The 8,324-nt window shown below is 30.7% G+C and carries 12 protein-coding genes; all 12 read left to right on the forward strand.

Annotated elements, in window-relative coordinates; genetic code table 11:
• Positions 1-56 precede the first annotated feature (56 nt).
• The 12 genes from C3E89_RS08775 to C3E89_RS08825 all read left to right on the forward strand — a co-directional run bounded on the left by C3E89_RS08775 (position 57) and on the right by C3E89_RS08825 (position 8,219).
• Positions 57-851, forward strand: a complete 795-nt coding sequence (locus tag C3E89_RS08775; protein WP_236912163.1) for an MBL fold metallo-hydrolase — start codon at positions 57-59, stop codon at positions 849-851.
• Between the two features lie 20 nt (positions 852-871).
• Positions 872-2,011, forward strand: a complete 1,140-nt coding sequence (gene htrA, locus C3E89_RS08780; RefSeq protein WP_236912165.1) for a serine protease HtrA — start codon at positions 872-874, stop codon at positions 2,009-2,011.
• A 105-nt stretch (positions 2,012-2,116) separates the two neighbouring features.
• A complete protein-coding gene (locus C3E89_RS08785) occupies positions 2,117-2,284 on the forward strand; it encodes a CxxH/CxxC protein (protein ID WP_236912167.1) in 168 nt (55 codons plus the stop codon).
• Positions 2,285-2,305: 21 nt separating this feature from the next.
• The gene (locus C3E89_RS08790) at positions 2,306-3,448 is read left to right on the forward strand and encodes an RtcB family protein (protein WP_236912170.1); all 1,143 of its coding nucleotides are present in this window, start codon (positions 2,306-2,308) and stop codon (positions 3,446-3,448) included.
• 105 nt (positions 3,449-3,553) lie between these two features.
• Positions 3,554-4,699 carry a DUF3298 domain-containing protein gene (locus C3E89_RS08795; RefSeq protein WP_236912171.1) on the forward strand — a complete coding sequence of 382 codons (1,146 nt, stop codon included), beginning with the start codon at positions 3,554-3,556 and terminating at the stop codon, positions 4,697-4,699.
• A 96-nt stretch (positions 4,700-4,795) separates the two neighbouring features.
• On the forward strand, positions 4,796-5,548 hold the full coding sequence (gene surE, locus C3E89_RS08800) for a 5'/3'-nucleotidase SurE (protein WP_236912173.1): 753 nt from the start codon (positions 4,796-4,798) through the stop codon (positions 5,546-5,548).
• A 38-nt stretch (positions 5,549-5,586) separates the two neighbouring features.
• Complete coding sequence (rlmH, locus tag C3E89_RS08805; protein ID WP_236912175.1) at positions 5,587-6,066, forward strand: 23S rRNA (pseudouridine(1915)-N(3))-methyltransferase RlmH; 480 nt, start codon at positions 5,587-5,589, stop codon at positions 6,064-6,066.
• Between the two features lie 115 nt (positions 6,067-6,181).
• Positions 6,182-6,694 (forward strand): GNAT family N-acetyltransferase, encoded by a 513-nt coding sequence (locus tag C3E89_RS08810; RefSeq protein ID WP_236912177.1) that lies wholly within the window; start codon positions 6,182-6,184, stop codon positions 6,692-6,694.
• A gap of 107 nt (positions 6,695-6,801) precedes the next feature.
• Positions 6,802-6,987 (forward strand): hypothetical protein, encoded by a 186-nt coding sequence (locus C3E89_RS08815; protein WP_236912179.1) that lies wholly within the window; start codon positions 6,802-6,804, stop codon positions 6,985-6,987.
• Positions 6,974-7,102 (forward strand): hypothetical protein, encoded by a 129-nt coding sequence (locus C3E89_RS13320; RefSeq protein ID WP_272876597.1) that lies wholly within the window; start codon positions 6,974-6,976, stop codon positions 7,100-7,102. The genes C3E89_RS08815 and C3E89_RS13320 overlap by 14 nt, the downstream gene beginning before the upstream one ends.
• Positions 7,103-7,331: 229 nt before the next feature.
• The gene (locus C3E89_RS08820; RefSeq protein WP_236912181.1) at positions 7,332-7,949 is read left to right on the forward strand and encodes a nucleotidyltransferase domain-containing protein; all 618 of its coding nucleotides are present in this window, start codon (positions 7,332-7,334) and stop codon (positions 7,947-7,949) included.
• Positions 7,950-8,021: 72 nt separating this feature from the next.
• Entirely contained in the window at positions 8,022-8,219 is a 198-nt protein-coding gene (locus tag C3E89_RS08825; RefSeq protein WP_132029213.1) for a DUF2281 domain-containing protein, read from the forward strand.
• Positions 8,220-8,324: the final 105 nt, after the last annotated feature.

Consider the following 8,324-nt stretch of genomic DNA (forward strand, 5'->3'; position numbering starts at 1 on the left):
TACTATATACTATTAATATATACTATAAAAAACATATTGCATTGGAGTGAATGAAAATGGGGATAAAGTTTTGCTCCCTATCTAGTGGTAGTAGTGGAAATTGCCAGTATATTGAAACGGATAGGATAAGAATATTAATAGATGGGGGTCTTAGTGGCAAAAAAATAGAAGGGTTATTATCTTCAATTGATGTTTGCCCTACAACTATTGACAGTATATTAGTGACCCATGAACATATTGATCATATAAGAGGAGTAGGTGTACTTTCTAGAAGATATGATATACCTATTTATGCTAACCAAAATACATGGCTAAACATGGAGAGAGCTATAGGTGAAATAAAAGGGAAAAATATAAAAATTATTGAATCAGATAAGGATTTCCAACTAGGAGATTTAGATGTACATTCTTTTAAAGTGTTTCATGATGCAGCTGAACCTGTAGGCTATTGTATTTATCATAAAAACACCAAAATTAGTATTATAACTGACACTGGTTGGGTAAATGATAATATGAGGAATACAATAAAAGATTCTTCTTTATACCTTATGGAGTCGAATCATGATGTAAAAATGCTGAAAGAGGGAAAATATCCTTGGCATTTAAAGAAGAGAATATTGAGCACTAATGGCCATTTATCTAATTTAGATGCAGGTAAAACTTTGTCTGAAATATTAAGAGGTAATGGTGAAATAGTTTTATTAGCTCATTTAAGTAAAGAAAACAATACACCTTCTATAGCCTATGAGACAGTACGTGAATGTATGGAGAGTTATGGAATTAATGTACATAGAGATATGGACTTAGGTTTAACATATAGAGATAGGCCAACTAATGTATACACCTTATAATTGAAATGGGGGGAATCAATATGTATTATGAAAGACCACCTAAAAGAAGGGGAATCTTTTCATATTTTATCGTTGCATTGATTGGGGCTCTTATTGGAGGGATAGTCAGTATCTATATTGCACCAACTTATATTTATGGCAAGATAATTCCTATTCCGGATATTTATAATGTAGAAGCGCCTTCCAATTTAGTAGAACGAATAAATATTACTCCATCAGATAATATATCAGCCGTTGAAGCTGTAGCAAAAAAAGCTATGAGTTCTGTGGTAGGTATAACTACTGTTCAAATTCAAAGAGAATTCATTTGGGAGAGAGAGGTAGAGGGATTAGGTTCAGGAGTAATAGTAAATTCTAATGGATATATACTTACTAATTCCCATGTAGTAGGAGATGGTAGGGCTAAAAGGATAAATGTTTTATTTGAAAATGGAGATACTCTCCCAGGAAATGTTCTGTGGTATGATGCTTCTTTAGATTTAGCAGTAGTAAAAGTAGAATCTAGTGGACTTCCTGCTGCAGACCTAGGGGATTCAGATTATTTAGAGGTGGGACAACTGGCTGTGGCAATAGGGAACCCTTTGGGATTAGATTTTCAAAGAACTGTTACATCAGGCATAATATCAGGTTTAAATAGATCCATAAGGGTAGACCAATATAATGTAATAGAGAATCTAATACAAACAGATGCTTCTATAAATCCTGGAAATAGTGGGGGACCCTTGTTAAATAGTAAAGGAGAAGTAATTGGTATTAATACTGTAAAGATAAAATCTTCAGCAGCTGAAGGCCTTGGCTTTGCTATTCCTATCAATGTAGTTAAACCTATAATTGAACAAATTGTTAAACAAGGAGATTTTAAAATAGTTTACTTAGGGATTACTGGAATTGAAATAGAAAGATATGAAAGGCAGATGGGAGTAGAACTAAGTGGGGATAAAGGGATTGTGGTACTAGAAGTAGCTCCCAATACTCCAGCTGATAAATCGGGACTTAGACCAGGAGATATAATAGTAAAGATGGATAATCAAGATATTGATAGTATGAGTCAACTGGGGAAGATTTTATATAAATATAGAAAAGGTGATAAAGTAAATTTGGCTATTATTAGGAATGGGAAACGACTTTCTTTAGAAGTTGTTTTTACCCAATTGAAATAAGGCATTTATAAAAGCTTGACAAACTTGTCAGGCTTTTATAAACTAAAGTTTTTTGCATATACTATAGGGGATTCTTTATATTTTTAAATGAGTGGAGCTGATTTTATGTATGTGGTCTGTAATGAGCATTTAGAAAATGCAATAGAAGATTTTGTGGAAACCTATGAACAACCTCCAGATATATATGAATTGGAAAAGGTTTCATTTACTGATTGGGCGAGCCCCCATAGCTGTAATTACTGTGATAATTTACCAAAGTATTTAGTGGTTTAATATTTTTAAGGAGGACTTTCAATGAAAGTTTTTAATCTAGGAAGAATACCTATAAAATCTTGGGCTGATGAAGTGGAAGATGAAGCCCTTGAACAAGCTATCAATCTTTCCAATTTACCTTTTGCTTATTCACATATTGCATTAATGGCAGATGTACATGTAGGATTTGGAATGCCTATAGGTGGTGTATTGGCATCGAAGGGAGTCATAATTCCAAATGCAGTAGGAGTTGATATTGGATGTGGAATCATTGCGGCTAAAACTGATATTAGAGATATTAATATAAAACAAATTAAAAATATAGTGGACAAGGCTCATAATACAATACCTTTAGGATATAAACATCATAAAAGGCCGAGAGAATGGAAAGAATTTGACAACCCACCTAAGTCAGAAGTGGTATTTGAAGAGCTAGAGGCGTCTAGATATCAACTTGGTACCTTAGGCGGAGGAAATCACTTTATAAGTATAGAACAAGGTAGTGATGGGCATATATGGTTGATGGTTCATTCAGGAAGTAGAAATTTTGGATATAAGATAGCCAATTATTATAATAAAATAGCTAATGAAATAAATAAAGAAATTAAATTATCTCCACTAAAGCAGGATTTAGCAGGATTATATATAGACTCAGAAGAAGGAGAAGAGTACTTTATTGCTATGAACTATGCTCTTGAGTTTGCTAAAGAAAATAGGAATCAATTATTAGAACAATTCTATACTATATTCAGAGAAGAAACCGATTCTTATAAGATTTTACAAAAGATAGACATACATCATAATTATGCAGCAATAGAAACCCATTTTGGAGAAGAAGTTATCGTTCACAGGAAGGGAGCTATTAAGGCTAAGTTAGGAGAATTAGGGATTATACCTGGATCTATGGGTACACCTTCATATATAGTAGAAGGGTTAGGAAATGAAGAAAGTTTTAATACTTGTTCCCATGGAGCTGGCAGAGTAATGTCTAGGAAAATGGCCAATAAACTTATTACGAAAGAGATGGCAGATAAGGCAATGGAAGGCATAGTTCATAAAGGGTGGCGAGGGGATTTATCGGAAGCGCCTATGGCATATAAAGATATAGAGGAAGTAATAATAAACCAGAAAGATTTAGTAAAGCCTGTGGTTAAACTAACTCCTTTGGGAGTAGTTAAAGGATAGATAGTAACTAGCTTGTAACTTTGTTGTAACCTTTATGTAACCAAGTAGCTCTATAGAAGTGATATACTCCATATATTACAATAAAGATTCAAGGAGGAATAAAAAATGAAAAATAAGATAATATTACTAGGATTAGCTGGAAGCTTGATATTAGGAAATGCCTCCATTGCAAAAGATAACCAGTATATAGAAGCTACTAACAAAAATAGGTTAATTAAACAGCCACCTATAAACGCAGAAGTAGGTATGAAAAAAGTTAAAATAACTTCAGAAACTATTAAATCAAATACTGAAGATATTGACGTTGATGTTAAAATACCAGTGGTTAAGGGATTGAAGGATGAAATATATCAGGAACAATTAAACTATAAAATAAAAAGTACTGCTAAAAAAGATTTAAATGAATTCAAAAAGATAGCTGAAGAATTAAAAGAATTAAATATAGAATGGACACCAGAAATAAGAATCAACTATGAAATAAAATCAGATGAAGATATATTGTCCTTCGTAGTTACCACTTATTCATATGTAGGTGGAGCTAATGGCATGTCAAGAAAAGATTATTATAATATTGATATTAAGGGAAATAATATTGTGAAATTAGAGGATTTATTTAAGGAAAATAGTAATTATAGAACTGTGTTAAATGATGAGATAAATAGACAAATTAAAAAACAAATGACTACTAATGAAAAGATGTACTTCGAAGGCGAAGAAGGATTTAAGTCTATAAAAGATGATCAATCTTTTTATATCAACGAAAGTAAAAATTTAGTGATTGTGTTCCAAATGTATGATATTGCTCCTAGAAGCTCTGGATATCCAGAATTTGAGATCCCAAAGGAAAATATAGTTCATATATTAAAAGAGGTTGAACCAATTACAGCAGACAGCAAGATTACCAGTTTTGATAGGATAATCATAAATAAGGAAGAACGAAAACTAGAAAATCCTATGTTCCAATCTGAAAAAGGAAGGGTAATGATGCCTTTATCGGAAGTAGCTAAAGCTTTAGATTTTGAAGTAACTTGGGATGGGAAAAATAAAGTTGCAAGTATGAAAAAAGGTCCTGTATCAGCAGGTGCTTATGTAAATCATGATAGATATTATTTCTTAAAATCTTTTGTATATTTAGAGGAGAAAGCTCAACTAATAAAAGGAAGAACCTACGTGCCAATAAGTTTTATCCAACAAGTATTACAAGGTCAAATTACAGTTAATGAAGATGGAATGTTGAACATAATATATTAACATAAAAACCCTTATTTAACCATAAGGGTTTTTATGTTATTTTTTTGAGATTCTGGTATAATACTATCTATATCATATATTTATAGGAGGCAAAATATGAGAATATTATTAGTTAACGATGATGGGATATATTCAGATGGAATACGTATATTAGCTGAAACCCTAGAAGAGGACTATGAAGTGATTATAGTAGCACCAGAAGAGCAAAAAAGTGCTCAAAGTCAAGCTATAACGATATCTAAATCTTTAATAGTAAAAGAAGTTAAGTTAGAAGGAGTTAAATCAAATGCTTATAGTGTGTCAGGCACTCCAGCAGATTGTGTAAGAATAGCTCTAGATAAAATAATAGAAAAGCCTGTAGACTTTGTCATATCAGGGATAAATATGGGTTTAAATGCTGGTATGGATGTACTCTATTCAGGGACTGTATCGGCAGCTATTGAAGCAAATATATATAAACTTCCTGCCATAGCCTTATCGGCAGAATGGATAGATGGAAAAATTGATTATCATTTAGCAGCAAAATATGGAAGATATATTTTAGAAAAATCAAAGGCCGACTTTATTAAAAATAATATTATATTGAGTATTAACACTCCTTATCTTGGAAATGAAGAGCCAAAAGGAGTTAAAGTATGTAAAATTGGTGGGGTAATATATGATTATTATATTCTTGAAAAAAATGGAGAAAATGGGGAAAAGGTATTAAAACTAGAGGGAAGACATGATGTTGAATTTGAAGAGGATACAGATAGATTCTATTTGTCACAAGGATATGTAACTATAACTCCTCTTCATTATGATCTCACAAACTTTAATTTATTAGAGAAAGTCAAGGAATGGTTATAGGAAGTGAATCTGTAAAAACGTAGGGCTAGGAGGTAGTAATGAATATAAAAATTATAGCAGTTGGGAAGATCAAGGAAAAGTATATGAAGGAGGGTATTAAAGAGTATTTAAAGAGATTATCAAAATATTGTAATTTAGAAATAATAGAAGTAGAAGATGAAAAAGCTCCAGAGAATCTTTCGAAAAAAGACATAGAGATTATAAAAAATAAAGAAGGCAGGAAACTATTATCTAAAATTCCCCAAAATTCCTTTATTATTTCCCTGGAAATAGAAGGCAAGGAAATTTCCTCAGAAGAATTGTCGAAAAAAATGGAAGATCTAATGGTAAGTGGTATAAATGATATTACATTTATTATAGGAGGATCACTAGGATTATCTCAGGAGGTTCGAAATAAGGCTAATTATAAATTATCATTTTCAAAAATGACCTTTCCTCATCAATTGATGAGGATTATATTATTGGAACAAATATATAGAGGATTTAGGATTATGAGAGGTGAACCGTATCATAAGTAGGACAAGCTGTTGAGACATAAGTTAATAATTAGGGGTTACTATTAACTAGCATTAAATGGTATAATATGTATATATAGCAAAGGCTATTATTTCTATTAGTATAGGAGTTGATTATATGCTAAAAATAAGAACAAGAAAAGCAAATATTCGAGATGCTGCTTCAATGAGTATTATCCATGCAAATAGTTGGAGAAAAGCATATAAAGGGCTATTACCAGATGAATATTTAAATGGAATTCAAGATACACAATGGATAAACATGATAACAAAAGGTTTGGAAGATAATACTATGAATGCATGGGTTGCTACCATTGAAGACATCATAATAGCTTGTACATGTGTAGGTAATTCAAGATATAAAGGATATGAAGGTCAATTAGAATTAATTTCCATATATGTTTTGTCAGAATATTGGAATTTAGGGGTAGGTTCTTTACTAATAGAGGAAGTTTTGGAATATGCAGTAAATAATAAATATAAAGAAGTAGGGCTTTGGGTTTTAGATGGCAATAGCCAGGCCATAAGGTTTTATGAAAAAATGGGATTTTTCAATAATGGAGATACTATTTCATGTATGATAGGAAAAAATTCCACAACTGAAAAACGTTATATAAAAAAGCTGGTTTAAAAAAACACTTCAATTGAAATATTTTATGCTATAATATGTATAAATAATTCTTTATTGATTATAGAATATAGAGTACATTGAAGGCAAATATCAATGAAGTATGGAAATTGATAGACAATTTAACCCTAGAAGAAAAAAGAATAATATATAAGGAAATGGAACAGGAAATTAGTACTAAACTATTAGACATATTAGATAAAGTTAACGAGCGTGCAGAAAAAGATTCTATTAGTTCAGAAGAGATTACTAAAGAAGTTGAAGATGTTAGAGGGTATATTTATGAAAAAGATTAAAATTGTAATTGATACCAATATATTTGTGAGTGCTTTTCTAGGAAGTAAAAATGCTAGGTTGGTTCTAAATCCATATAAATTGATGTTAATAAACAAACCAGTAGGCTTATTATGATGAAAACCTACTGGTTTTTTGGTATATTTTCTACTTAAATTAATTTTTCTTTTATATATTTATCACCAAATAAGTTTTGCGAGTAGAGTCGATACGGTGAACCGTATCATAAGTAGGACAAGCCTTATTGATTATAAATTAGGATTTAGGGGTTACTACGGACCATAAGGAAATGGTATAATGTGTATAAGTAGGAAAATGTGAATTAACTGCTATGGAGGAAATGGTTATGGAAGAAAAATTAATAGATTCTGCTAAGGAATATTTGAAAAAAGAATATAATTGTCATTCAATAATATTATATGGTTCCTTTGTTAGTGGGGATTATACAGAAGAAAGTGATATAGATTTAGTATGTTTTTGCGATAACCCCAAAAAGGAAAATGATACGACAGTATTTAATAATAGGAGATTAGATGCTTGGATTTATAAAACGGAAATGATGGAAGAGTGCACTCAATTTCTTCATGTTAAAGATGGTAAAATAATTTTTGATGAAAGAGATTTATGTACTATTTTTCTTAATGAAATAAATAAGCAGTTTATAACTGGCCCCAAACAATTAACATTGCAAGAAAAAGATTTTCTTAAAGATTGGCTTAAAAAAATGTTACAAAGAGCAAGAAAGGGGGATATCGAGGGAAATTTCAGGTACCATTGGCTGCTTACAGATTCATTGAAGATTTATTTTGATATTAAAGGTATGTGGTATTTGGGTCCCAAGAAATCTTTACAGTGGCTTTATGACAATAATAGGGAAGCATACTATTTATTCTATAATGCATTGAGAAACAATGCTGATATTGCTGAAATAGAGAAATTAATTGAATATATAGTTGTGTCATAATTTTTATATTATATGTAATAAATAATATGGTATAATAAATATATATTACATTATTTGAAAGGTAGTGATAGAATGGACACTGCTAAACAAATATTATTAAAACTTATAGATGAAATTCCAGAAAATCAAATACATGAAGTAATAGATTTTATAGGATATTTAAAAATAAAAAATGAGAGAGATATGTTTAAAGAGTTAGAAGAGGCAAGTAAAAGTAGCATGGACTTTTGGAACAATGATATAGATGATGAGGTATGGAATAATGTATAAGCAAGGAGATATATTACTAATTCCAATACCATTTACAGATTTGACATCCAGTAAAAAGAGACCTGTTCTTGTACTATCAAATGATGATTATAATTCTAAAACAGA

Origin of the sequence: Clostridium sp. Cult1 (assembly GCF_021655095.1) — a bacterium.
Taxonomy (GTDB): domain Bacteria; phylum Bacillota; class Clostridia; order Tissierellales; family Tepidimicrobiaceae; genus Schnuerera.